Raw genomic sequence first — 23,599 nt, 5'->3', positions numbered from 1 at the left:
CGCCATCTGCGCGTCGGTTCGTCAATAAAGATCGCTCATGTCTCCCCTCCGTTCTTGGAGCCGTGAGTCACGCAGCGCAGCGAAAATCAATGCATCCTGAGCCTAGCTATGGGGTATAGTGGTGCAGAACGGAGTAGCGGGAAACATAGAAACGTATTTTTAGATATGGTCAGAAAACATGAGTGTTCCGTGGTGCTCCAAGATTTTGGTTTTGGATTTCCCTCAGCGGCACCAGATAAATCCAAGTCAAACGGATTTCGGTCCTCGCAACGTCCGCTGCCCTGCCGACAGGCGCGTTAAGCGCGTTTCTCTCCGATCGAGGCGACACCCAGAACGTCCAGAATTTTCGCTTGGATATGCTCGGCATTCATGCCGGCCACCGCATACATGTCCGCGGGGCTGGCTTGATCGATGAAGATATCAGGCAAAACCATCGAGCGGTATTTCAGGCCCCGATCAAATACACCTTCATCCGCCAAAAGTTGAGCGACATGGCTGCCAAAACCGCCAACGGCCCCTTCTTCTATGGTGATCAACGCCTCGTGGCGGGACACCAGATCCAGGATCAGGTCACGGTCAAGAGGTTTGGCAAAACGAGCGTCGGCAATCGTGGGCGTTATGCCTTTGGCTGAAAGGGATTCCGCCGCCTTCTGAACCTCTGCCAGACGTGTACCGAATGAAAGCAGAGCCACCCGCGCACCTTCCCGGATAACGCGGCCCTTGCCGATTTCCAGAACCTCGCCGCGTTCGGGCAAGTCGACCCCGACACCTTCGCCGCGCGGATAGCGGAACGCTATGGGGCCTTCGTCATGCGCGGCGGCGGTCGCCACCATATGCATCAACTCGGCCTCGTCAGCGGCAGCCATGACGACCATACCGGGCAGGTTGGCCAAATAGGCAATGTCGAACGATCCCGCATGGGTGGCGCCGTCAGCCCCGACCAAACCTGCCCGGTCGATTGCAAAACGTACGGGCAGGCGCTGAATCGCCACGTCATGTACCACCTGGTCGTAACCACGCTGGAGAAAGGTCGAATACATTGCGCAGAACGGCTTCATTCCTCCTGCGGCAAGCGCAGCCGAAAACGTCACGCCGTGCTGTTCGGCAATCGCCACATCAAAGCAACGTGACGGATAGCGCTCGGCGAACAGGTTGAGGCCAGTTCCGTCGGGCATCGCAGCGGTCACGGCGACGATCTTGTCGTCACGCGCGGCCTCATCGACCAGCGCCTTGCCAAATACAGACGTATAAGAGGGCGCGTTTGAAGGTGCCTTTTTTTGCTCCCCAGTAACCACATCGAACTTGGCCGTGGCATGGCCTTTGTCGCGGGCCTGCTCGGCAGGGGCATACCCCTTGCCTTTTTTCGTCAATACATGGATCAGAATCGGCCCGGTTGCCCTTGATTTGACCGTACGCAGAACAGGCAGCAGCTGGTCCATGTCATGGCCATCTATCGGGCCGAGATAGGAAAACCCAAGCTCTTCGAACAGCGTGCCGCCCACCGCCATGCCTTTCAGCATCTCTTTGGCGCGCTTGGCGCCCTCCCGGAATGGCTCGGGCAGCAATGAGACAGCGCCTTTTGCAGCAGCTTTCAGATCGTGAAACGGTTCTTCGGAATAGATACGCGACAAATAGCTGGACAACGCACCAACTGGCGGCGCGATGCTCATCTCGTTGTCGTTCAGAATGACGATCAAACGCTTTTTCAGGTGGCCTGCATTGTTCATCGCCTCAAAGGCCATGCCCGCAGACATCGAACCATCGCCGATCACCGCAATTGCATCGCCCAGCCCTTCGGGCGTTACACCACCCAGATCCCGCGCAACAGCAAAACCCAAAGCAGCGCTGATCGACGTGCTGGAATGCGCCGCACCAAATGGGTCATAGGGGCTTTCGCTGCGCTTGGTGAAGCCGCTGAGCCCACCTTTCATGCGCAATGTGCGGATGCGATCACGTCGTTCGGTCAGGATTTTGTGCGGATAACACTGATGACCCACATCCCAGATGATCTTGTCTCGGGGCGTATCAAACACGGCGTGCAAGGCGGTGGTCAGTTCAACAACCCCCAAGCCAGCCCCCAGATGCCCGCCGGTAACGGCAACCGCCGAAATTGTTTCGGCCCGCAACTCCTGTGCGACCTGGTGCAGTTGCGCGTCCGAGAACTGCTTGAGATCCGCAGGGCGGTTCACAAGATCCAGCAGGGGCGTATTGGGGCGGTCAGACATGTGGCGCGTTCCTGGCTTAGCTGTCCCGGGCAATAACGAAGCGGGCGGCTTCCTTCAAGGTTTCCGCCCTCGGACCAAACCCGTCCAAAGCGGCGCAGGCCTGATCCACCAGCTCACTTGCGCGGGCTTTGGCAGCAGGCAGACCCAAAAGCGAAACAAAAGTGGCTTTCCCTGCCTCAGTATCTTTTTGCAATCGCTTGCCCGCCTTTTGGGCATCGCCTTCAATATCAAGGATGTCATCTGCGATCTGAAAAGCAAGACCCATTGCCCGGGCATATCGGCGCAACGGGTCAGGATCGGATCGGGCCATAACGGCGCCAACGCAGGCTGACCACTCGATCAGGGCGCCTGTCTTTCCGGCCTGAAGACGCGTGATTTCGTCCAGCGACAGCGGTTCGGCGGCCGTTTCCGCGGCAATGTCCAGCGCCTGTCCCAGCACCATACCTTGTGCGCCGCTGGCTTTGGCCAGGGTCAGGGCAAGGTCTGCGCGAATGTCTGCGGACCCAACCTGCGAACAGGTGCAAAGTTCAAAAGCAAGCGTCTGAAGGGCATCCCCGGCGAGAACAGCCGTGCCCTCATCCCACTCTACGTGAACGGTGGGCCGCCCGCGGCGCAGGTCATCGTCATCCATGCAGGGCAGGTCGTCATGCACCAGGGAATAAGCGTGCAGCGCCTCTATGGCCGTAGCCGGCCAGATCGCCCGGTCTTCTTCAACATCATGCAGTCGGGCACTTTCCAATGCCAGAAATCCGCGCAACCGCTTTCCGCCTCGGGTGGCATATGCCATGGCCCGGGTGACATCCACGTCTGCAAACACGCCCAAAACCAGATCAAAATGGCTTTGAATGCTGGCAGCATCCTGCGCAAGTCTTTCGGGGAACATTCACATACCTTCAACAGGCGTCGTACCGGTCGGCTGACCACTGGCGTCCAGAGTGATCGCTGCGACTTTTTCTTCCGCGCGCTTCAACTCCTCCTCGCACCGCTTTTTCAGCGCCGCGCCGCGTTCGTACAGCGCAATTGATTGATCCAGCGCGACATCGCCACGTTCCAGCTGGCCAACTACGGCTTCAAGCTCTTTCATCGCCTGTTCGAATGTCATCTGGTCTACGGGAGTCTGGGTCATCGGGCTGCCTTTATCAATTCTTCCACATGGGCGCGTGTGGCCTGGGCCAGTGCGTTCAGATCATACCCGCCTTCCAGAGTCGAGACGATACGACCGTCGCAAACCTCGTCGGCAATCCTGCACAGCTCTGCGGTGATCCAGGCGAAGTCATCAGTGGCCCAGTTCAGATTGGCCAGCGGGTCGTCCTGATGGGCGTCGAACCCGGCGGAAATGATAATCAGTTCCGGCCTGAAGGCCCGCAAGCGCGGAAAGGCCTTCGTTTCATAGGCGGCACGCATCTCGGCGCCACCACTGCCGGGCGCCAGAGGGATGTTGAGAACCGTATCGTAAACACCCGTTTCCTCGGGCCGGCCCGATCCGGGCCACAAAGGCATCTGCTGACTGGTTATCACCAAAGCCCGCGCTTCATCCCACAACAGGTCCTGAGTTCCATTGCCGTGATGCACGTCAAAGTCGACCACGGCCACACGATTCAAGCCGTGATGGTCCAGCGCGTGTTTCGCCGCCAATGCTGCATTTCCAAACAGACAAAAGCCCATGGCCGTTTCGGTTTCCGCATGGTGCCCCGGCGGGCGAATGGCACAGAATGCGTTCGAGGCTTCACCACCCAAAACCAGATCAACGGCCCGCACCGCCGCACCCGCCGCGCGGTAGGCTGCGTCCACCGATCTCGGAGACAGGAACGTATCCCCGTCGATCTGTGCGAACCCGTCCGCAGGGCGCGCGCCCCGAATGTCGCGGATATAGCTCTCGGGGTGAATGCGTAGAAGATCGTCATCCGCAGCCAGCGGAGCCGTCACCCGCTTCAGCTCCAGCGCTTCCAATGCATGCAGAATATGCTCCAGCCGCGCCACCCGCTCCGGGTGCCCGTCAGGTGTCACATGGCCCAGACAATCGGCGTGGGTCAAAAGGGCGGTTGTCATTGGGATCCCATCTTCATCTGACTACAAATATCCTCGCCGAAGGTCAAAAAACGCCGCGCAGCGGCATCTCAATCCGGCGCAAGCATATACCCTGCGCCCCGCACAGTCTGCAAATAGCGTGGCTGCTTGGGGTCCTGTTCGATTTTGCGTCGAAGGCGCGTGATCTGCACATCCACTGCGCGCTCCTGCGCCTGACCTTTGTCGCGCCCCAGATCCTCGACCAGCTTGGCGCGGCTGATCGGCTCTCCGGGCTGGGCCGAAAATATCTTCATCAACTGGCTTTCGGTTGCGGTCAGACGGACCGGATCTTCGCCCTGCCACATCTCGCCGCGTTCAATGTCATAGCGGATGGGCCCGAGGTTCAGGATCTTCGCCGTGGTTTCTTCTGCCGGTGTTTCCGGCATCCGGCGCAGGATCGCATTGATCCGCAACAGCAGCTCTTTCGGCTCGAACGGTTTTGCCAGGTAATCATCCGCCCCAGCCTCGAGGCCCGCGATCCGGTGTTCCGTCTCGCCCTTTGCCGTCAGCAGCAGGATCGGTGTCGTATGCGTTTCCCGCAAAGCGCGGGTCAGACTGACACCATCCTCGCCCGGCATCATCACGTCCATGACGATCATGTCGAAATCCAACCCCGACAATACGCGCCGCGCGTGGGCCGCATCCCGTGCCGCAGTAACCAGAAACCCGTTTCGCATCAAAAACTTCTTGAGCAGATCACGAATGCGCTCGTCGTCGTCAACAATCAGCAGATGGGCATCCATATCGCTCATGTGGTCGTATCCCGAAGTTTCGTATAGGCATGACGCATATCAGCATCCATCATTGCTTCAAGCACTTTGCGAAAACCGGCCACGGCTTCGGGACCGGCATCCTTGTAAGCGGCGCGCATTCTTGCCCGCTGAGCATCCGACAACGTGGTTTCCAGCGACTGCCCCTTTTCTGTCAGAAATAGGTGGCGTTCTCGTTTGTCCACTGTACCCACGCGGCTTTCCACCAAACCATCCTCGATCAAGGTTCGCAAAACCCTGTTCAGAGACTGTTTTGTTACGCCAAGGATGGCCAACAAATTGTTGACCGTCGTGCCCGGCGCGCGGTTGATGAAGTGGATTGCCCGATGGTGGGCGCGGCCATAGGCCATCTCTGCGAGGATGCGGTCGGGATCAGCCGTAAAGCCACGATAGGCGAAGAACATGGCCTCGATCCCCTGCCTCAATTGCTCATCGGTCAAAAACAAAAGGCTCTCGCCCCCATAACGCGGGGCCGGGCGGATGTCGGACATATCATGCCTCATTCGTTACTACCGGGCCGAGTTTATGTCAGCGTTATTGACATTCCAAGAGTAGAGCGGTATCGAATTGCAGTTTTTGCGCAATATTATGTCCGCACCGGACCTAAATCGCGCAACAATCGAAAACTCAACCCGGTTCAGGAGGTTTCGCATGGCGGGGTATGATGATCGTGATGGCACCATTTGGATGGATGGCAAGCTGGTGCCCTGGCGTGAGGCCAATGTGCACATTCTGACCCACGCAATGCACTATGCGTCATCGGTATTCGAAGGCGAGCGCGCATACAACGGCAAGATCTTCAAAAGCCGCGAACATTCCCAGCGCCTGATCGCCTCGGCCGAAGCGCTGGACATGCCGATGCCTTATTCGGTTGATGAAATCGAAGCCGCCAAGGAAGAAGCGCTGAAAGCCAGCGGTTTGCAGGATGCGTATGTGCGGGCGCTGGTCTGGCGTGGCTCGGGTGAGGACATGGGCGTGGCCTCGGCGCGCAATCCGGTGCGCATGGCCATCGCAGTCTGGCCTTGGGGTGCCTATTACGGCGATGCCAAGATGCAGGGTGCCAAGCTGGACATCGCCGAATGGAAACGCCCCAGCCCGGAAACCATCCCGGTCCATGCCAAGGCGGCGGGTCTTTACATGATTTGCACCATTTCCAAGCACAAGGCCGAGGCCAAAGGATGCTCGGACGCATTGTTCATGGACTGGCGCGGATATGTCGCCGAGGCCACCGGCGCAAACGTGTTTTTCGTCAAGGATGGCGAGGTGCATACCCCGCTGGCAGACTGCTTCCTGAACGGCATCACCCGCCAGACGGTGATCCAGATGCTGAAAGACAAGGGCATCACCGTGCATGAGCGCCGCATCAAGCCCGAAGAAATGGCTGACTTCGAACAGTGCTGGCTGACCGGTACCGCGGCCGAGGTCACGCCTGTCGGACAGATCGGCGAATATACATTCGAGGTCGGCGACCTGACCCGCCAAATCGCCGAAGACTACGAGAAACTGGTTCGCTCGTAAGCTATTGCCCCCGCTTTGTCGGGGGCTTTTTGTTGCCAAACGTGCAAAATTTTGTGCAAACCGTTCGGCCATCTGGACGGATTGCACAGAATGCGTATCTTCGGCACATGTTGGACCTTCTCAGCGATATTCTCACCCGCCTTTCCCTGCGCGGCACGTTTTACTTCCGCACGTCATTCACACCGCCCTTCGGAATTCAGGTGCCGGGGTTCGAAAACGTGGCGCGGTTTCATTTTGTGCAGCGTGGCGAGCTCAAGGTTCATGTCTCGACCACGGGGGAAACCCTGCGGTTGAGGCAGGGGGACCTGATCCTGATCCCCCACGGGGCGCCGCACGCATTGCTCTGTGCCGAGGTCAAGCCGTTGGACGCATTGCCCCTGGAGCAGGTGCTGGAGCGCGCGGGCTACACAGGCGAAGGCGTGCTGGTCTATGGCGGTGATGACGAGGAACGGGACACACAGCTGATCTGCGGTCATTTCTCTTTTTCCGGCCCGGCCGGCCGAAAAGGCACCGGGCATATGCTGATAGACCGCCTGCCGCCCTATATCCTGATCGAGAATTATGGCGAAGAGGCCGGATCGTGGATGGAAGCCACCCTGCGCATGATCGGCTCTGAGGTTTCAGGCGCAAGAATCGGTGGCGACCTTATCGCGCTGAAACTGTCCGAAGCCCTGTTCGCTCAGGCGATCCGGGCCTATCTGGAGCGTCAGAGCCCGCAGGATTCCGCATTGGCAGGATTTGCTGATCAGCGCATCTCGCGGGCCTTGACCGCGTTCCACCAGGACCCGGCCAAGGACTGGAGCGTCGCGTCTTTGGCACGTGTGGCGGGTATGTCGCGCACTGCCTTTGCTCAGCTTTTTTCTGAAAAGATGGATACTACGCCGATGCAGTACCTCACGGATTGGCGGATGCAGATCGCATGCCACGGCCTGACCGAGGCACGATGGAACGTGGCAGATGCAGCGGCCGAGGTTGGGTATGCCTCCGAGGCGGCTTTCTCACGCGTGTTCAAGAAACAGGTTGGGCTGTCACCGGCTGCGTACCGGGCGATGCATTGATCCCCCAGGTTTTCTGAACGATCTGCACGGTATCAGAGACGATCAGGAATTCAGCGTTCGGCTTGGGCGTCCTACCTTCCCTTTATCATTGATTGAGAAAAGGAAGATCTCATGTCCCTGCGTTTCGTTACCCGCTCTGTCCATGCTTACCTCGACTACCCTGTCGCCATTGCCCTCATGACGTTGCCGTTCCTGTTGGGATTGGGCCAATCCAATCCACTGGCCCTGTGGCTGTCGGTTGTCACCGGTGTTGCTGCGTTTGTTCTGACGGTACTGACGGACCACCACCTTGGGATTTGGCGGGTCCTTCCCTACAAGTTCCATCTGGCCGTAGATTTGATTGTCGGCATCACCTTCCTGTTTGCACCCAGCATTTTGGGGTTCTCAGGACTGGATGCGGTGTTTTACTGGTTGAACGGTGCGGCCGTGGTGCTTGTCATCTCGCTCAGCGCACCCGAGCAGGAAATCGCTGCATGAAACCGCTGACTACGGCTGTCCCAGTTTCACTGTAATGCTTCAAGTCCGGGCCGCCGGGATCACTAACCGGCGGCTCGTTTTTGAAAAAAGGTCTGGCTTCAAGGGTATGCTCTCACCGTCTCAACAGGCCATCCGGCTGCGGCTCGCAGCTGCCTCGGAGCGGTCCGTTGTTTCAGCTGACCCAGGTTCGTCCCATTCCAGTCACTGATTGAACCCGCACTGACCTTGGAACGTTTCACCGAGAAGATAAGGTTTTCAGCCTTTGATGAGCCGCTCGGACGAGTGTGAAGTCGCAGGTTTGTCGTGGACTTTCAGCAGCCAATACGGTTGGATTTCGCCATTTCCCTTGATATTGATAACCTCTCGTCTCTCGCAATCCACATATTCGGCTATCTCATCTCTTACCTCGGGTGAGATTTGAACGCGCCCGGGCTCTCCGGTGCTTTCCATTCTTGAGGCGATGTTGACTGTATCACCCCAAACGTCAAAAAACGGTTTGTCGCCGCCGATTACACCTGCGATTACCGGGCCTTTGTGAATTCCGACCCGCAGGGACACCTTTGGATGCAGATTGTCTGTCACCCGCTCGACCGTCGCAATCATATCAATCGCCAACGCCGCCATGCGAACAGAATCCGGTTGCGCCTCTTTGACCGAGGGGTCCAAACCACCTGCAACCATGTAACTGTCACCGATGGTTTTGATTTTCTCCAGCTTGTAGCTCAAAACCAGTTCATCGAATGCTGAGAATACGGAGCCCAGCAATTTGACCGTCGCCCTTGCCCCATTGGCGGCCGCGAATTCAGAAAATCCAGACAAATCAGAAAACAGAATTGTGGCGTCATCAATTCTTTCAGCAATTAGCCTGTCCGGATGTGCTTTGATGCGCTTGGCAATACGTGAAGGCAGCAGAACATTTATCAACCGCTCGGAAACAGCAAATTCCTTTTCCAAAGCGTCTTCGTAACGATCTATTGCGGCATTTGCAGAATATGAGGTGAAAAAAAGCGCCGAGACGATTCCCAAAATCAGCACAATGAAAATAACATCCTGAGGTTGCCTTACAAATCCGTCCTGATATGACTGCGCAATTATATCCCAAATCGTTTCGCCGGGCGGTATGTGCAAAGGAACGACAAGCGATATGTAAATAAACAAAGCTGCGCTGAGGATCGTTATCAAAGTGATCCAACGCCAATATGCGGCCCCTAGAAAATAAAAAAGCAAGGGCGGGCCGACAAGCAAGACCAGATGATCTTCACCGTTTTTGCCGACGCTGATGTCATGGGCCAGAAACAGGAACAACCACACTGTAAAATAAGCGACTTTGACCTCAAGGCCGAAGCGATCCAGCGTCATCGTCAAAAGCGCCGCGAAGCCAAGACCAAAGTTTACCCATGCAAGATATCTCCAGTCTGGTCCAAGTTGGAACTGGTAGAAAGCTGTGAAACCGAACCCAAGCGACGCAATAAAGGCAGCAACGTTAACAACCTGCATCTTTCGTCTTATTTTTCCATCGTCGATCGGATTTTCAGAGTCCACAATGTGTTTCAGCAAAGCATCGCCCCCGCGCCAACTCTATGCGAAATATCCCCCAAATCCCCATCTTAGTCGATAAGCCCCAGGTTGTTTGTTCAGAAGCTACTTTCGCGTCGCGACGTCAACACAGCCTGAACCGCTTTTGGCCTCGCGACCGCAAACGGGTGCCCTACCACCCTGAAAACCGGCCATTGGATCAAGTTGGCAACAGCAATTCAGGTGGTGCAGTTTTCAGGGCCTCCAGTTTGCTCTGAATGATTTTCGGTGATTTCTGTTCCAAATAGTAAGCAATGGTTTCCACGCGAATTCGAACAGATCCGGCAGGTTTCGTCTCATCGAGATCCTGAAACACAAAGAAAAGCGTTCCAAGCGCTTCGGTAATTTCCTGGACTGGTGAATAAGTCGGCTGATCCATTCCGCATTCATAACTGGAGAACCGGATTGAACAGGTTATCCACGGCATAATGGATCCATAGCGTGCAGCCCACAGAAGTTCGTTGGTGTTTGCGCTGTGGGATGTTTTCCAAATATCCGAAATGTCAAAAGGGCTTTGAATTCGGCCAGCTTTGATCAGATCGCCGTATAACCAATCCAGTATCTCTGCGTCCAATGGCAGGTACTGACCCCAGAGGATCGGATAACCAAAGGCCTGCAACTCACTTTCAATGGCGTGGCCAATTCCGGTGTCCATGTGGTAAGGGCGGCCCAAGGCCAGGATGCAAGGTCGATGTTGTGTGGCGCATTCGGACAGTACCGCCAGACTTTGCCGCCGCAGACTCTGATCAAACTCTTGAAGGGCGTCATAGGCTTTGGCAACCGCAGCGCGCAGTTCAGCCAAGCGCAAGTCGGTGATTACACCCTTCAGGGCGTCGTACAACTGCCGGGTCGCAATTTGTGGGTCTGCCAAGGACACGGCCGGCGAAAGATAATGTACGCCCAGTTCCTTGAACACGTCCTTTTCCCGCCGAAATCCGGCTCGTGTACTTTCGGGGCCGGCAATGACGCGTGGGCAGGCCATGTTTTCCCGGACATGACCCCGCAAAAAGGATGGGACAGTCAGGATTATGGGAACGAACAGGATATCAATGGGGCGCTTTTGCCCGTCCAGCAATTCACCATAGTGGCCAGACATGCACTTGACGGGGTAACAGCAATCAACAGCACCACGCCCTTTTCCGAATTTCAGCTGCTGTGCTTCCGACGTGTCCGACGAATAGACGATATTGCGGCGACCTATTCCCAGTTCAACGAACAATGTCGTCCAAAACCTGTGCGTCGACCACTGGTTTAGGACCCGAGGGATGCCGATCCGAAAATCCCGCTTGGGTGGTTTGGACTTAGCGAAAGGCGCCTTCGCGAACGCTTTCTGCAATATTTGGATTGGCATTCGCTTCCTCGTCGATTTGCTTTTTTCGCGCTTTCATCTCGGCTGCGTCTTCAATCAACCCTTTCGAGCAAGAATTGCCGGTAATCACCCGCTCCCACCCTTCCGCCAGAGGAACCTTGCTGTTTGCCCGGCCACGACCGCCGGGGATCTGAACATCCACAAAGGCCCGGCTACAGTTCATCGCACACCACTTGCAGGTGGTTTTGTTGTTGGTTGTACTGACATATTCCAACTCTTCGACGCGGTCGTGCCCGACGAACCGGGACGTTTGCCCGGTGTTCACATGTTCAAGCGCAAGAAGGGCGGCGCCCAACGCGCCAGCCTCGCCAGCATGAGGGTGCACGGTAATTTCCGCGTCAGGAATTTTACCCCTGATGAAATCGATCTGGGCTTTGACGACCGCCAGGTTTCGATGTGTTCCACCTTGCAGGACAAACTTCCTCCCGATGGCCTTGAGGTTCTGAAACTGCCCGGCATAGACCCAAACATTCAGGGGCAGGACCGCAGCAAGGCTTGCCATGATTTCTTCTGCCGCCCACCCTTTGCGTTGCTGGTTCACGATGTCGGACTGAAGGAACACGCCGCACCCCATCATCAGTTTCGGCATCCGCTTGGCGCTGAAGGCTTTTTCGGCATAGTCCTCAAGCCGGACATCATAGCGTTCGGCAACGCCTTGAAGAAACGCCCCATTGCCGGAAGAACATTGGGAATTGAGCCGAAAATCGACGACCGCTTTCTGCCGCAACAACATGATTTTGACATCGGTCCCACCGACGTCGCATATCGCGTCTGCATCGGGATGTATGTGCATGGCAGCAGCCGCATGTGCGACAGTCTCAACCACTGGCACGTCCGCCCCCAAAACATCCTTCAGCAGATCTTTCCCGTACCCCGTCAGGCCAAGAGCGCCGATATCCTCGATCCCTGCATCACGCAACTTGCGGAAAACGGACTTGGCATCTTCGATCGGGTTTCCCTGACTGTGTTGATAGACCGAAGCCTTGATTTCCGCGTCGCGGTCCAACGCCACCGCCTTGACCGTGGTGCTGCCGAAATCGCACCCGACATAGTATGTCTCGGCCGCAACGGGCTGGGGCATCTGGATCACGGGTTGGGTAAAATCCTCAAGGAACCGGACGAGTTCACCGTTCCGGGCCAAGGCCTCCTGCCCGGTCTTGGCCTTTTCACCGTGTTGGCCCGTTTCCACCCACCATTTCAGGCCATCCGTGCCGGAATAGGCCCGGGATACATTTTGTTCCCGACGAGAGATCTCGACGCAACCAAGGCTTGCATAGTACAAAGCATCGCCGGGAACCAGGATTGCATCGGTGACGCTCTGTCCTGCTTTCAATACGACATTGCGCTCGTCCCAGAGCGCGGCCAAATGGCTTGCCCATGCCTGCTGAAGACCTTGAAAGAACATGTTCGGCCCACCCAGCAAAAGCACTGATGGTGTGGGGGTGTTGCCTTTTGTCAAAGTCGCCAGGTTCTGCCGCACGACCGCGTCAAACAAGCTTGCGATGATTTCGGTCTTGGGAACTCCGGCCTTGACCAGACTGTTTGCGTCAGTCTCTGCAAAGATCCCGCATTTGGCGCTGATCCGATGAAGGGTTTGACCATCGAATGGCAGAGTGGTCAGCTCGTCCGGGGAAATGTTCAGTTTTCGTGCGGACTTTTCGATAAAGGTGCCCGTACCGCCACTGCACGCTGATTGCATATAGACCTGTTTGGCCTTTCCTGCGGAGGTTGGCGTGAAGAATAACGTCTTCATGTCTTCACCGCCAACTTCAGACACGAAATGCACATCCGGATGCAACGATTCGACGGCGGCGGCGACGGCGACAACCTCCTGGATTTGCCGCGCGTTCACATGATCTGCCAGTGTCCCTGCCCCGGATCCTGTAAACGTGACAACATCGCGACCGGCGGTCAGGCCGGCCTCCAGCTCCATCTGCGACAGCAGTTCAAGGGTTTTCTCGGCCTGGCGTGTTTTGTGACGACCATAGGCTTTCCAGATGACTTCGCCATCTTCTACCACGACGCCTTTTACAGTTGTCGATCCAATATCTACCCCAGCGAATTTCACAACGTGGCATTTCCCAGCTCAAGCACGACATTGGATGCGGTACCCACGGCGCCACGATGGGGAACTTTCCAAAATGGCGTGTTGACCTTGGGATGCTCTTTGGCGCGCCTTCTGGCCTCGTCCGCAGTCAACCCGGCGGCGGCAAGAGCAGATTCAAATTCCTCCTGCGCGCGGATCTTGGCGTCTGCCAGCACCATCTGGCACCGCGACAAAGCGTGTACGTCGCTGTCCCCTTTCACCTCGATTGGGGCATAGAGCATGTCGGGATACCGGCCCTGTACGGCCGCCATTGCGCCGATGCTCATTGTGTTGGGAAGGCAGCCATAGGGCGACAGCTCGCAAATCATATGTGCTTTTCGCTGGGTATGCGCCCAGATCGCCTTGGCGATCAGCAAATCACCCTCACCCCCGTTGATCATGTTGTCAAAAAAAGGAGCCGCCAGTTTCCGCAGCTTGTCCTGATCGGGCATCGGACGGGGAACGCCCCCAAGCATCCGGCGCATCTGATCGTATTTGAACCTGAAAAAGCGCTGCCCAAGTTTCAACAGAGCATAGTTCTGACGCGCTTTGTCTTTTATCCCGAAGCCCAGCTTTAGCTTTTGTCCGCCATACCGCATCAGGTAATCGAACCATACGACCATCGGTGCCGGCTGAACTTCGGCGCCTTCGCCTTCAAGCCATTTGTGCATATTGTAGTTCTGCACCCCTTCGGCGGTGGCCAGATAGAACTCGCCGGTGATCTTGACCATGGGCTTGACCCTCAATCGATCAAGCTGGATGTCTTCAAAGTGGTCGCGTGCACGCCTCATGGCCTTCAGAAAGCGTCTGGTCGTCGAATGCCACAGGACCGATCCCCATTTCGGCATTTGCTTCGGCCTACTCAACATGGCGTCGTATATCTCGGAAACCGCCTTCTGCGCCGCCCGGTTGGTCGCGCCTTGCTCTAGCTCATAGGGCCGCAGCTGGTATTCCAGATCCTGAATGGCATCCGCTGCCATCATGCCCAAGGCCGTGCTCAGCAGCAGGTGAATATCAGTCTGCAAACCGGCGTCTTTGCCTTTCGACTGATCGATTTCATGCTGCTGAACCAGAAACATCCTGAACGCCTCGAGCCCCAGGTTCTTCAGCGCAAGCTCATAGCTTTGGTGATATTGACCGAAACGGCAGGCCCCGCAGGCCCCGGCGGTCACATAAACATATTTTTCGGCTACTTCGTCAGCACCGATAGCCTCGGCTTCGTTTCTGAGAAAACTCGACAAGTTGCCCGTTGTGAAGGCGGTGGGGCAGCACTGTCCGACATCCGCCAGTTCACGTCCCAGGTACAAGTCTTCAACTGTCACATCAGGCAGGCGCTGCGCATTGTAACCCGCACTTTTGAACAGGCCTTCCAGCAGTTTTTCGGCGCGCCATGTGACCCCACCAAACAACAAGGTGACATCCTTGCGCTGATCCGCAGTAAAAGGACGAGGTTCGTAAGCCCTATAGGACTCTTCCAAAATACGACTCATAAAAATACCCCCCAACCAACATAACATGTATTTATAATGCACAATATAATATTCCTGAATCGCCCCCTGCACCGGGAATCCGCTTGAAACAGGGCCATCGGAAATTCAGGTTGTCTTGGGCGCCGGTCAGGCACTCTCAGCCTGAAAACCCATCAAATACCCAAGAATTTTTTTGCATTCCCTTCAAAAAAGTTAGGTGCACAAGGACTGATCTGTGGATCGCTGAAGAACGTGTCAAATTCGATCAGGTATTCACGGGTTCTGCCGACCATCAGGGGCATCGCCCAATCCGTTCCAAAACACACTTTGTCCCGGAAATGGTGCGGTGCGTTCTTGGTTCTCTTGCCCACTAGTACTGATTTTAGCCGCTGGAATATCTTTGTCTTAAGCTTTGGATCCAGAATTCCCAAAATATGACCCAAGCCAAGATAAACATTGTCGAATTCCTCAACCAAGCGAATAGCACGATAGGCAAATGTTTGGTCAAAATTGTTGGTAGCTGCCCATCCCATCCAATCTACTTCTTTTGCGCCACCACCATGAGCCAGGAACAACCAAAGGTTCCGGGCATTGTGGGTCTCCATCGCGTGCTTCCATAACGCAGGATCGGAGTAGATGCCGTATCCTTCCTCCACCTGAAACCCCATCGGGTTGCAATGGGCAAACAAACGCAGGTTGTGGCTGGAGAAATGGCGAATGATGTCACCCATCTTGGCCTGTGCCATCGGGTAGGGCGCAGGGTTCGATGCTTTTTCTCTGTACTTGTCCAGACTTCGCCCAGAGGCGACCGGGGTCTGGTAGCCGCGCATATCGATCGGGCGGATCCCCAAGGGCGGATAGATTTTGTAGCCCGTTATTCCGAGTGCAACGCCTGAATCGACGATCTGTTTCCAGTTCCCGCCTCGAAACGGGTCAACCGCACCAAAATTGATCAATTCATTCGGGTTCTCAGCCGCGAGCAACTGCATCCGGTCCATTTGTTCGGTGAAGTCAAAATACGGCGGTAAGAACCCAAGCATCCCAGGCTTCTTGAGTTTTTCGAAGGCGCGGTGCATATCCAGCAGGACGCCCACGAAAAGGCTGGCTTCCGGGTCACTCGGCTGACCATTCTTCTTGAAATCCCTCTTGAGCGCTTTGAACCGGTTTCGCTCGGACAAGGTCATGATGACAATGAATTCAAGCAACTGAAAGATGCTACCGATTTGATCGGTTGGAATGCCTGCGGCACGAAAGCCTGCATCAGAGCCAGGTTTGTACAACCCACCTGAGCGCATGTGTTCAGCTTCATGAAAGAAATCGCTTTCTGCCGCTTTTTGACCAGCGACCCGGAAGGCCTCGGCCATAAACCGATCCAGCAAATCAGGGTCCGTGCCACTGTCTCCAAAAGCGGACCTGTCAGAAATTCTGCCACCGCCCACAAGCTGAACACCTATTGGGAGGTCGCCCGCCCTTGAATAGTTGATATCATGGTCAATATCGTTCAGGGCTCGGATCAGCTCCTCTATGTCCTTCCAATCCCGGTGGCTGGGGTTGGGTGTCGATTGAAACTCTCTAATCTTCTCACGAACCGGATGTGCAATGGCCCGCATAAGCTGGTCCACATCGTGATTGAGCAATGCGTCGATCAAATCGTCCTGATCAGGTTCTTCCGTCGCGGGTCTGCTGAAGTCGCTCATACGGGTCACACGAACCGCCAGCACGGCCAAGCCAAGCGAAAGCCAATACTGCGATAAGAACGAGTAGAAGATACTGTGCAACGGCAAATAACGCGCCGTGAACAGGTGGGTGTGCATGTCAATAAAGGTGTTTTTTCCAGTCATATTTTTGGCACCACGAAAAAAATTTCAGCCGAGAATTTTCTGTATTCGTATGACTTTGCTGTCAAAAACCGGAAATGGCTTTTAACCTTAATCTGCTGAGTTTAAGGTTTTTCGAAAAATTTTGCAATTTTCGAGCCCGGCAAGCCGCTTCGCCGAGACCGAGTTGAGCAGTGATTTCTACTGTTAGTTCATGTGAGTTGGAAGCAAAGTTCTTTAACACCGAAAGTCGAATGAAGTTAAATCCGTCGCTTAGAGCCTTGTTTCCGCTCGGTGGGCAGGTCCAAATAGGAATTGACTCATCGATGCCTACCAACCGTTCAACCAATTCGAGTCTATTAGCCAATTGAGGATTAGTTTCGGGTCAAACGGTCTAAGGGACTGTTGGTGGATCCAACGGTGGCTTTAAGAATTAGGTACGGGAGCAGGATTTGAACCTCTGACCTTCAGGTTGTGAGCCTGACGAGGTTTGATCGTTTAGCGAACAGTCGAGTGGACTGTTTGTAGATCGAACGGTCTGCTGGAATTATTGGTTGCGGGAGCTGGATTTGGCCTTTGCCGAACTATCGTTGTTTTGAGAAAGTTCAAATAGCGCCAAGTGTGTGTCAAAGCTCGATCTTAGAAAAACTGGAGGAGAACATCCGAAAGCCACCTTTCGACAGAGCGGTTATGAGGTCATTGAGCCAGATGAAGCCAGGGCGGCTGTGTCCCGCATGGCGTATATTCTCCAGCGACTTGGCTTTCTAACTGCGGCGACAAGGGAATGGGGGCAAACGTAGCTCGCGCCCGAAGCTGCCCTTGTTCCCACTTCTGCCTTTCGCCTATGTAGTAGACCGCAAGCGGCACATTCCGGACGTTCAGAACCAGGCGGCAAATGGTAGGTGAGCGGACGAAGCGGACTTTTGATGTGATCGCTCCAAAGACAGCTATGCGCCCAATACAGACATTACATTCTCACATGCAGGAAAGGTAGCGAACCTTAATTGCGGGGGCAAACACGTGGCTTTGTTGAAAGCTCCGCTCTAGATCTTAACATAAATCCACTTCTTATTGGCAGAAAGCTCGGAGCGGAAAGCTCCGAGCCGCGTTCCCTACCATCAGGACTGACTAAGTTTCTTGAGTTGCAGGAAGCTCATCACCGCAAGAAACGCAAAGAATGCGGGATCCGACCAACCAAAGCCAGTGAAGATACCTGTCAGCGCCGCATATAGCGTTACGACAAAACCAAGTGCGTTGGTTGCCATCAGCCCGGTCAGCAGCTTCCGGGCGGTTGCACCGTCGGTCACATCCCTAAGAAGAAAGCCAATAATGGCAATCCCTCCAAGAAAAATGCTGTTGTGCTGCGACAGGAACCAGGCGTAGCGGTCATTCAGCTCCAATCCGTAGTTTGGCCACAGAAAACCAGGCAGAAAAAACAGCGCAAAGGCAAACAACGCATAGATTGTGCTGTGAAGGGTCAGGAATGTTCGATTGCTCATTTGAAAGCTCCTTGTATGTGCGCAAGTTTAAGAGGGATCCTGATCAGACTACCTCGCGCAAGGGGGCGTTGGTGATTGAGCTGAGGTCTTCCATGATATCAAACACATGGTCCGACGTTACGGTGACACCGATTGCCGCCAGACGCTTCACGTGCATCGCCTTGTAGGTTTCCAGGGCGGCGAGATCCCGGAACAAATAGGTCGAACCGAAATCACCACTGCTTTCATCAACGGTCCAGATTTTCCAGATCACACCAGCTTCCTGCGCAATGCTTTCAGCCAACCGCTTAGTGCCCTCGGCAAATTCTTCGGTCATGGGGCCGTCATATGTCATGTGTAGGTCCCAGATTTTCATCGTGCTCATCAGCTTTGTCCTTTTGACTTTCTCGCTCCGGTTTTGCGTGTGGCGAAGCGTGTGGTTTCCATTGCCAAGCAAGATAGTCAGGGATATTTGTTAGATAAACAGCCATTTTTAGATCGCGATGTAAGGAATATCTAACAATGAGGCGAAATGAGTTGAACGACGTGTCGATATTCGTGGCGGTTGCTCAAGAGAACGGTTTCCGCGCGGCGGCTGAAAAACTGAAACTTGGAGCGGGTTCGGTAAGTGAAGCTGTCCAGAGGTTCGAAGATCGCCTTGGCGTGCGCCTGATCGAAAGATCGACCCGGGCCATCGCCCTGACCAAAGCGGGCGAACTTCTTTTTCGCCGTAGCCTGCCAGCAATCAATGATCTGGAAACAGCACTGAAAAGTATTCACGACCTAAACGAAGATCTGTCGGGCACGCTTCGGCTAACGGCCCCGACCGCCGCGGGCCAATTGTTTCTGGATGCCCTAATCACAGGATTTGCAAAAGAACATCCGGCGGTGGCGATTGAACTAATTTATGACGAAACAAAAGTCGATCTCGTAACCAGCGGGGTTGATGCTGCTATCCGTGCTGAGACCCTGCTTGATCCTGATACATATGCCATCGCAATTGGCCCTACACTGAAGATGACGATTGTCGCGTCCCCCGAATATCTAGCCAATTGCCCGCCCCTAGAGAAACCGGCCGATGTGGCGGCACATAGCGGGGTCTGTTTTGCTATTACAGGTGCTGACAAGCTGGCCCCGTGGGTATTTGCAGGCACAGACGGCCCCTATTCGGTCATGCCGCGTCCCAAGATCGTCACCAACGACGTGACCTCCATCCTTGAAGGCGCAAAGGCGGGGCTTGGGCTGGCCTATATCTTTGCAAGCTCTGTCGAGAGCTTGCTGGAAGACGGCAGGTTGGTTCAGGTTCTGGAAGGCCAGACCGCTGATTTGCCCCGGTTCTCCCTGAACTATCTATCCAAGCGCAATATGCCGCCCCGTTTCAGAGCTTTCGTTGATTATGCGAAACGGTGCAATCCTTAAACAAAATCGCTAATCTCTGCACTATCAAACAAGTTCCGTTTCTTGGAGCCGAATTGAAGCTTGGTGGAGCATCATCAAGGGTCCAATACGGGCCGATTCACGGAGCTTTGCAAAGCCCGATTTCTGCCCAAAACAGTCATTGGAACATCGTGCAGTATCCGGAAAAATGGGCTCGATTCTGACGTTCGCCTGAATATCGCGAGCGACCGCTATGCGGGACAAAGGGAACTTTCACCGGGCAGGTGCCAAGGTCTGCTTCCGGATTTCTTTAAGATTTTCGAGCGTTTCTTCTTTGGCTGAATAAGGAGGCGATTGCGGCTTCAAAAAAACACTAATGTCGGCGATCTCGCTTATGCCAGCGTCGATACAGGCGTCCTTTGAAATATCTACTTGCCACGCCACAGCAACCAATACGTGACACCAAACGCCAGACCGAGTCCAGAATACCCAACGAAATAAAGCGGCTCAAGGTCCGTCGTATCGAGTGTAATGACCTTTCTGGCAACGGCCATCAGGGCAGTTGCAACTACCAGCTTCACATGTATGACATCGGCCGTCAGGTAGAGCGTGACATTCGTGTAAATCTCGATAGCGATCAGCACAACAAGCGCGGCCGCAAAAACCTCCAACAGAACACTGACGTCAAGAATCAGGACCGGTGGACTTACAAGCTTGATGTAGAACGAGTAACCGGCGTCGATGACGGCAAATCCGATCACAACGACCATGAACAAAGACATCACCCGAACGGCGTGTCGAATGAGCCGATTGCAGCTTCTGACAATCAGATCCTAATGGTCAGGGTCAAGCTCGACATGCGCTTGCGCATTGCGTTGCATCTGATCGGCCATCAAGACCTCCCTATTTTCGACGTTTCATAAAAAGTTCTTCAGCCAAACGTCAGCGCCCTCTGGGCAAGACGACCTGAGCCTGCAAACGCAAGCGAACGCCTTCGGCACCCACTTCGGGCGCTTCGAGCCAATAGCCCGCCCCCGCTTGCAGATTGACCGGCAGCGCCCCCCATTGGACCAGCTTGGAGACCGAAGCGTTTATAGGCACAGCCCAGGCATCAGTTTCCCAGTCATAGGCGCTTTCGCTTTGCAGCGAATAGGTCCACGCGCCTTCGGTGGAATAAGCAAGAAAGGGCTGGACAAAACTCACATTCGTGGGGGTGTCGGGGTTGCTTTCTAGATCCCACAGATGATTGGCCAGCGCACCATAGGTCCACGGACCGGTCTGTCGCAGTGCAATGCCGGTGATCCCAGCAGCCCATGTATCACTCGATACGTCGCTAAAGGTTGGAAAGCGCACAACGGGACCCACGCCCCACGTTATGTCCCCGGTTCCGATTGGCGAGAACCACGCAGAGAAAAGGATATCTCCGAACCCCTCCTGGCGTGTGCCCGGCACAACGTCTTCCTGCCAGATGTAAGGAATGATAGTTCGGGTGATCAGGTTAAGGTCATCGTTCAGTTGAAAGGGCACGACTGGTTGAAAGTTCAGCGTGGTGCGCGAGCCCTGATCAGAGACGCCCAGATTTTCATCATGGTTCAATTGAAACGGAACCGAGACGATTGCCGCAAGCGGGTTGGCCAGTTCCTGGGCCAGATCGGATGCCTCGTCTGCAACGGTTGTGGTTCCGGCACTGGCTGCAAAAAGCAGCCCCATAAGAGTATGGGATCGACGCATAGCCGTGTACTCCTTTTGAAATGCAGGTTGGGCGAGTGGCCTAGTTGATCGGCTCCAACTTCGGGAAGGTCCAATTGCCGTTCAGGATTGCATCCTCCGGCTCATAAAGGCGGATCGCATAGTTCCAGCCCGAAGTGATCGGCAGACAGTTCACGCGGCCATCGTCGCACCCACCGAAATGCAACGTGACCGAGCCGTCTTCTGCTGCTTCGGCTGTGTAACCGTTGTAGCTGTTTACGCCCAGATCATTGGCTTCCAGAAAGCCGTCACCGTTATAGACAGTCACCGACCAGAACGCCCGAACCGGCACATCCTTGACGGTTACCGCATGCGGTGTTTCGCCGTCATTCTGATCGACCGCGTCCAACAGATAGATCGCGGCCTCAGGCGGAAGACCGCCCCAACCCGAGAACGCACCGACCAGAAACTGAACCGGATCAATCTCGTCCTTTGTTCTGCCAAAGGCGCGGGCTGAATCGGTGCCCAGCAAGGATAAATCGTTTATCGCCTGACGCGCAGTGGCAAGTTGTTCGGTGTTCCAGTTGGGCGCGTCAAACGGGCCCGTTCCACCGCCGCTGACGACAATTCCATCCTGTGCCGCTTGCGCGGCGGCAATATCATCCGGGTCAGTCACATCGACGAATGTGCGAAACGCGATGAAACCAAAGCGCGTACCAAGGTCTTCCTGTGTGATTTGATACGTGCCGGGCTCTGCCTCGGCATACATGAAGTGGTCCTGATTGATGACATGCATCGAGATATAGCGGCCATCCGCTTTAGGCAGTGTCACTTCGACGGGTTCGCTCAAATCCAGCAGAATGCCGGAGTAGAGCGTGTCCTGGTTCATGCGGATGACGGGCTGGTTATCCGGTGTGGTGGCTTCGCGCATATGCCCCAATTCGCCAACAGCGAGGCCGAGATTGGCCATGTTGGTCCGAAACATGTGATCTGTCTCGGCGCGCACAAGGGTGTCGACGGTCACATCGACCATGTCTTCGGCCCAAACGCCTGTCGGGAGTGTAAGCGCGACTGTCAGAAGAAGCTTTTTCATCGTAAGCATCCTGTTGTTCAGTTTGCGGGTTCTACGGAGGGGAAGACCCAGCTTCCGTCGATGACCTCTGGGCCCGGCTGATAAAGGCGCACGGCATAGTTCCAGCCATCCATGATCGGGAGACAGTTCACACGTCCGTCGTTGCAACCGCCGAAGTGCACGGTCACACTGCCATCGTCATTCTTGGTGCCTGAGACCGAGTTGACCACATACGTGTCGAGGGAATTGAGTTCAAAAAACCCGTCTGCATTATAAAGGCTCACGGACCAGAATGCGTTCACTGGCACATCCGCCGGGACCTGGATTTTGTATTCCCCAAGCGGCAGGCCGGGCTCGATATTAAGATAAAAGGCCTCGTCTTCTGGCAGCCCACCAAAGCCGACTGCTGTGCCAAGGAAATGGCGTAATGGGTCTACATGATCTGCCTTACCAAATGTCCGGACGCTGTCTGTGGCGAACCTGCCCAGCTCAATTGCGGCTTGGCGCAGCGCCTCAAAGCTCTCCGCGTCGTAATTGGGCATTTCGAAGGGCGTTGCGGAGGCAGCATCAATGGTGAACCCGTCCTGAATTGCATTGACCGCCGCAACATCCTTGGGGTTCTCGGCATCCACCAGTATTCTCATGAAAACAAGTACGTAGGGGGTATGGAATGTACCCATGTCAAGCTGGAACACACCGCCACCGTCGAACACTTCATTGATGAAATGATCCTGATTGACCACCATCGTCGTCATGTATCGGTCGCCCACATCGGGCAGAGTCAAGGTTGCGCCTTGGCTGATATCAATAACCGCAACGCTGTAGAGTGTGTCGCGATTCATCCGAATGGTGGGCTGATTGTCGATGGGGGTGGGTTCTTTGAAGTGAAAGAACTGATTTACGCCTCCGGCCAGGCCATTGTACGTCTTCAGTTCATTGTCTGTAGCAGCCCGAACAAAGTTGTTTATGGTAATGGGCACTTCATATGTCTCAGCAAGTGCATCGACCGTGGTATCAAAGCTCTGAGCGGTCGCTGTGCTTCCAATCAGGACAGCTAAAGCAGCAAGTTTCCAGCGTTTGTGCGTGAGATTCATAGTTTGCCCGCTCCACTAGCCAATTACAGAAATGCATTGCTTGATGGTCCCGGCACCTGATCAAAAGCGCATTCTCACGCCTCTCATTTTGTTGTTTTTTAAAATGCTACAATTGGAGCCTTGGCCATCTCTCTCCAACAAACCACAAAGTTCGAATGTATGCCCTGACAGATTGGAGCGACCGCTTCCGAAAACTGGTTAAAAATGACAGGTAGCGATAGCGTTTCGGCCAACAACTAGAAACTCTCTTTGCATATTGACCCGACGGCGGTCCTATTATTCGTGTGGTGATGTCAATCTCTTAGAGCGCACTCTCTGCGGGTAGCGTGGTTCAATTCGATTGAGCCCCTACCAGCGGGCACCTGACTTTTTTACCTCAAAAAGTGACTTCCGCTTTGACGCAGGTCAGGGACACAGAGCCGCGCTGGTCTATGCTTGACGTGCCCGACCTTTCAATT

Annotated in this window: 21 protein-coding genes; 4 read left to right on the top strand and 17 right to left on the bottom strand. The window is 55.0% G+C overall.

Features of this window, described 5'->3' with window-relative positions; translation table 11 throughout:
* Positions 1 to 296: 296 nt before the first annotated feature.
* The 6 genes from dxs to GS620_RS21190 form a co-directional block, all read right to left on the bottom strand.
* Positions 297 to 2,225, bottom strand: a complete 1,929-nt coding sequence (gene dxs, locus GS620_RS21215) for a 1-deoxy-D-xylulose-5-phosphate synthase (RefSeq protein ID WP_171617661.1) — start codon at positions 2,223 to 2,225, stop codon at positions 297 to 299.
* 16 nt (positions 2,226 to 2,241) lie between these two features.
* Positions 2,242 to 3,108 (bottom strand): polyprenyl synthetase family protein, encoded by an 867-nt coding sequence (locus GS620_RS21210; RefSeq protein ID WP_171617660.1) that lies wholly within the window; start codon positions 3,106 to 3,108, stop codon positions 2,242 to 2,244.
* Positions 3,109 to 3,351 (bottom strand): exodeoxyribonuclease VII small subunit, encoded by a 243-nt coding sequence (locus GS620_RS21205; RefSeq protein ID WP_152459693.1) that lies wholly within the window; start codon positions 3,349 to 3,351, stop codon positions 3,109 to 3,111.
* A complete protein-coding gene (locus tag GS620_RS21200) occupies positions 3,348 to 4,274 on the bottom strand; it encodes a histone deacetylase family protein (RefSeq protein WP_171617659.1) in 927 nt (308 codons plus the stop codon). Before GS620_RS21200 ends, GS620_RS21205 begins: the two co-directional genes overlap by 4 nt.
* Positions 4,275 to 4,342: 68 nt before the next feature.
* Entirely contained in the window at positions 4,343 to 5,044 is a 702-nt protein-coding gene (locus GS620_RS21195; RefSeq protein ID WP_152459691.1) for a response regulator, read from the bottom strand.
* Positions 5,041 to 5,553, bottom strand: a complete 513-nt coding sequence (locus tag GS620_RS21190; protein ID WP_152459690.1) for a MarR family winged helix-turn-helix transcriptional regulator — start codon at positions 5,551 to 5,553, stop codon at positions 5,041 to 5,043. The genes GS620_RS21195 and GS620_RS21190 overlap by 4 nt, the downstream gene beginning before the upstream one ends.
* A gap of 160 nt (positions 5,554 to 5,713) precedes the next feature.
* Here GS620_RS21190 and GS620_RS21185 point away from each other — a divergent pair, with 160 nt between their 5' ends.
* The 3 genes from GS620_RS21185 (at position 5,714) to GS620_RS21175 (ending at position 8,115) form a co-directional block, all read left to right on the top strand.
* On the top strand, positions 5,714 to 6,580 hold the full coding sequence (locus GS620_RS21185; protein ID WP_152459689.1) for a branched-chain amino acid aminotransferase: 867 nt from the start codon (positions 5,714 to 5,716) through the stop codon (positions 6,578 to 6,580).
* A gap of 107 nt (positions 6,581 to 6,687) precedes the next feature.
* The gene (locus GS620_RS21180; RefSeq protein WP_171617658.1) at positions 6,688 to 7,638 is read left to right on the top strand and encodes an AraC family transcriptional regulator; all 951 of its coding nucleotides are present in this window, start codon (positions 6,688 to 6,690) and stop codon (positions 7,636 to 7,638) included.
* Between the two features lie 111 nt (positions 7,639 to 7,749).
* Positions 7,750 to 8,115, top strand: a complete 366-nt coding sequence (locus tag GS620_RS21175) for a hypothetical protein (protein WP_171617657.1) — start codon at positions 7,750 to 7,752, stop codon at positions 8,113 to 8,115.
* A gap of 255 nt (positions 8,116 to 8,370) precedes the next feature.
* Here the strand turns inward: GS620_RS21175 and GS620_RS21170 are convergent, their stop codons facing one another.
* The 7 genes from GS620_RS21170 to GS620_RS21140 all read right to left on the bottom strand — a co-directional run bounded on the left by GS620_RS21170 (position 8,371) and on the right by GS620_RS21140 (position 18,294).
* Positions 8,371 to 9,672: an adenylate/guanylate cyclase domain-containing protein gene (locus GS620_RS21170; protein ID WP_171617656.1), complete on the bottom strand. Its 1,302-nt coding sequence runs from the start codon at positions 9,670 to 9,672 to the stop codon at positions 8,371 to 8,373.
* A gap of 178 nt (positions 9,673 to 9,850) precedes the next feature.
* Complete coding sequence (locus GS620_RS21165; protein ID WP_171171913.1) at positions 9,851 to 11,041, bottom strand: acyl-CoA dehydratase activase-related protein; 1,191 nt, start codon at positions 11,039 to 11,041, stop codon at positions 9,851 to 9,853.
* A complete protein-coding gene (locus GS620_RS22365) occupies positions 10,992 to 13,127 on the bottom strand; it encodes a BadF/BadG/BcrA/BcrD ATPase family protein (RefSeq protein WP_171617655.1) in 2,136 nt (711 codons plus the stop codon). The genes GS620_RS21165 and GS620_RS22365 overlap by 50 nt, the downstream gene beginning before the upstream one ends.
* Positions 13,124 to 14,635 carry a hypothetical protein gene (locus GS620_RS21155; RefSeq protein WP_171233943.1) on the bottom strand — a complete coding sequence of 504 codons (1,512 nt, stop codon included), beginning with the start codon at positions 14,633 to 14,635 and terminating at the stop codon, positions 13,124 to 13,126. The genes GS620_RS22365 and GS620_RS21155 overlap by 4 nt, the downstream gene beginning before the upstream one ends.
* A 152-nt stretch (positions 14,636 to 14,787) precedes the next feature.
* Positions 14,788 to 16,455, bottom strand: coding sequence for a hypothetical protein (locus GS620_RS21150; RefSeq protein WP_171617654.1), 1,668 nt, complete (start codon positions 16,453 to 16,455; stop codon positions 14,788 to 14,790).
* Positions 16,456 to 17,549: 1,094 nt separating this feature from the next.
* Complete coding sequence (locus GS620_RS21145; RefSeq protein ID WP_171329884.1) at positions 17,550 to 17,930, bottom strand: hypothetical protein; 381 nt, start codon at positions 17,928 to 17,930, stop codon at positions 17,550 to 17,552.
* A gap of 43 nt (positions 17,931 to 17,973) precedes the next feature.
* On the bottom strand, positions 17,974 to 18,294 hold the full coding sequence (locus GS620_RS21140) for a monooxygenase (RefSeq protein WP_171364712.1): 321 nt from the start codon (positions 18,292 to 18,294) through the stop codon (positions 17,974 to 17,976).
* A gap of 137 nt (positions 18,295 to 18,431) precedes the next feature.
* On the opposite strand from GS620_RS21140, the gene GS620_RS21135 reads away from it, so the two are divergent.
* Positions 18,432 to 19,328 carry a LysR family transcriptional regulator gene (locus GS620_RS21135; protein ID WP_171617653.1) on the top strand — a complete coding sequence of 299 codons (897 nt, stop codon included), beginning with the start codon at positions 18,432 to 18,434 and terminating at the stop codon, positions 19,326 to 19,328.
* A gap of 386 nt (positions 19,329 to 19,714) precedes the next feature.
* On the opposite strand, the gene GS620_RS21130 is transcribed toward GS620_RS21135, so the two are convergent.
* The 4 genes from GS620_RS21130 to GS620_RS21115 all read right to left on the bottom strand — a co-directional run bounded on the left by GS620_RS21130 (position 19,715) and on the right by GS620_RS21115 (position 23,141).
* Positions 19,715 to 20,068: a phosphate-starvation-inducible PsiE family protein gene (locus GS620_RS21130; RefSeq protein ID WP_170334894.1), complete on the bottom strand. Its 354-nt coding sequence runs from the start codon at positions 20,066 to 20,068 to the stop codon at positions 19,715 to 19,717.
* Positions 20,069 to 20,228: 160 nt separating this feature from the next.
* A complete protein-coding gene (locus GS620_RS21125; protein WP_170400928.1) occupies positions 20,229 to 21,017 on the bottom strand; it encodes a transporter in 789 nt (262 codons plus the stop codon).
* A 40-nt stretch (positions 21,018 to 21,057) separates the two neighbouring features.
* A complete protein-coding gene (locus tag GS620_RS21120; protein WP_170694911.1) occupies positions 21,058 to 22,068 on the bottom strand; it encodes a DUF1254 domain-containing protein in 1,011 nt (336 codons plus the stop codon).
* A gap of 17 nt (positions 22,069 to 22,085) precedes the next feature.
* Complete coding sequence (locus tag GS620_RS21115; protein WP_170334888.1) at positions 22,086 to 23,141, bottom strand: DUF1214 domain-containing protein; 1,056 nt, start codon at positions 23,139 to 23,141, stop codon at positions 22,086 to 22,088.
* Positions 23,142 to 23,599: the final 458 nt, after the last annotated feature.

It is taken from the genome of Ruegeria sp. HKCCD6428 (assembly GCF_013110595.1).
Lineage (GTDB): Bacteria > Pseudomonadota > Alphaproteobacteria > Rhodobacterales > Rhodobacteraceae > Ruegeria.
Note: the sequence above shows the minus strand (reverse complement) of the source record. Positions and strands in the feature narration are given on the sequence as shown.

Coding starts and splice junctions, on each gene's coding strand:
- dxs (WP_171617661.1), bottom strand. CDS start 2,225: ATGTCTGACCGCCCCAATACGCCCCTGCTGGATCTTGTGAACCGCCCT.
- GS620_RS21210 (WP_171617660.1), bottom strand. CDS start 3,108: ATGTTCCCCGAAAGACTTGCGCAGGATGCTGCCAGCATTCAAAGCCAT.
- GS620_RS21205 (WP_152459693.1), bottom strand. CDS start 3,351: ATGACCCAGACTCCCGTAGACCAGATGACATTCGAACAGGCGATGAAA.
- GS620_RS21200 (WP_171617659.1), bottom strand. CDS start 4,274: ATGACAACCGCCCTTTTGACCCACGCCGATTGTCTGGGCCATGTGACA.
- GS620_RS21195 (WP_152459691.1), bottom strand. CDS start 5,044: ATGAGCGATATGGATGCCCATCTGCTGATTGTTGACGACGACGAGCGC.
- GS620_RS21190 (WP_152459690.1), bottom strand. CDS start 5,553: ATGTCCGACATCCGCCCGGCCCCGCGTTATGGGGGCGAGAGCCTTTTG.
- GS620_RS21185 (WP_152459689.1), top strand. CDS start 5,714: ATGGCGGGGTATGATGATCGTGATGGCACCATTTGGATGGATGGCAAG.
- GS620_RS21180 (WP_171617658.1), top strand. CDS start 6,688: ATGTTGGACCTTCTCAGCGATATTCTCACCCGCCTTTCCCTGCGCGGC.
- GS620_RS21175 (WP_171617657.1), top strand. CDS start 7,750: ATGTCCCTGCGTTTCGTTACCCGCTCTGTCCATGCTTACCTCGACTAC.
- GS620_RS21165 (WP_171171913.1), bottom strand. CDS start 11,041: ATGCCAATCCAAATATTGCAGAAAGCGTTCGCGAAGGCGCCTTTCGCT.
- GS620_RS21155 (WP_171233943.1), bottom strand. CDS start 14,635: ATGAGTCGTATTTTGGAAGAGTCCTATAGGGCTTACGAACCTCGTCCT.
- GS620_RS21150 (WP_171617654.1), bottom strand. CDS start 16,455: ATGACTGGAAAAAACACCTTTATTGACATGCACACCCACCTGTTCACG.
- GS620_RS21145 (WP_171329884.1), bottom strand. CDS start 17,930: ATGAGCAATCGAACATTCCTGACCCTTCACAGCACAATCTATGCGTTG.
- GS620_RS21140 (WP_171364712.1), bottom strand. CDS start 18,294: ATGAGCACGATGAAAATCTGGGACCTACACATGACATATGACGGCCCC.
- GS620_RS21135 (WP_171617653.1), top strand. CDS start 18,432: ATGAGGCGAAATGAGTTGAACGACGTGTCGATATTCGTGGCGGTTGCT.
- GS620_RS21130 (WP_170334894.1), bottom strand. CDS start 20,068: ATGTCTTTGTTCATGGTCGTTGTGATCGGATTTGCCGTCATCGACGCC.
- GS620_RS21125 (WP_170400928.1), bottom strand. CDS start 21,017: ATGCGTCGATCCCATACTCTTATGGGGCTGCTTTTTGCAGCCAGTGCC.
- GS620_RS21120 (WP_170694911.1), bottom strand. CDS start 22,068: ATGAAAAAGCTTCTTCTGACAGTCGCGCTTACACTCCCGACAGGCGTT.
- GS620_RS21115 (WP_170334888.1), bottom strand. CDS start 23,141: ATGAATCTCACGCACAAACGCTGGAAACTTGCTGCTTTAGCTGTCCTG.